Source organism: Shewanella sp. AS1 (assembly GCF_021412565.1).
In the GTDB taxonomy this organism is placed as follows: domain Bacteria; phylum Pseudomonadota; class Gammaproteobacteria; order Enterobacterales; family Shewanellaceae; genus Shewanella.
Genome location: NZ_JAKCLJ010000132.1, coordinates 1 through 281 on the forward strand (window position 1 = coordinate 1; position 281 = coordinate 281).

The 281-nt window shown below is 60.9% G+C and carries 1 protein-coding gene; it reads right to left on the minus strand.

Features of this window, described 5'->3' with window-relative positions; all coding sequences use genetic code 11:
• On the minus strand, window positions 1-281 hold a 281-nt coding region (locus LZP69_RS16380), incomplete at both ends, for an ABC transporter permease (RefSeq protein ID WP_326490277.1).

Consider the following 281-nt stretch of genomic DNA (forward strand, 5'->3'; position numbering starts at 1 on the left):
AAAATCGCGGGTCAAGAGGGCCATGATGTTCGCGACCGAGGCGCCCAGGACTTTGCGGATGCCGATCTCCTTGGTCCGGCGTTCCGCAGTGAAGGCGGCCAGCCCGAATAATCCCAGGCCGGCGACGAAGAGAGCCAGAAGGGTGAAAAAGACGAAGACCTGCCCCAGGCGCATGTCGGTGCGGTAGAGGCGGTCGAAGCTCTGCGACAGAAACGTATAGCCGAAGGGGCGGCTTGGTTCGAGACTTTTCCAGATCCCCTCGATATCCTTCATCGTCGCGG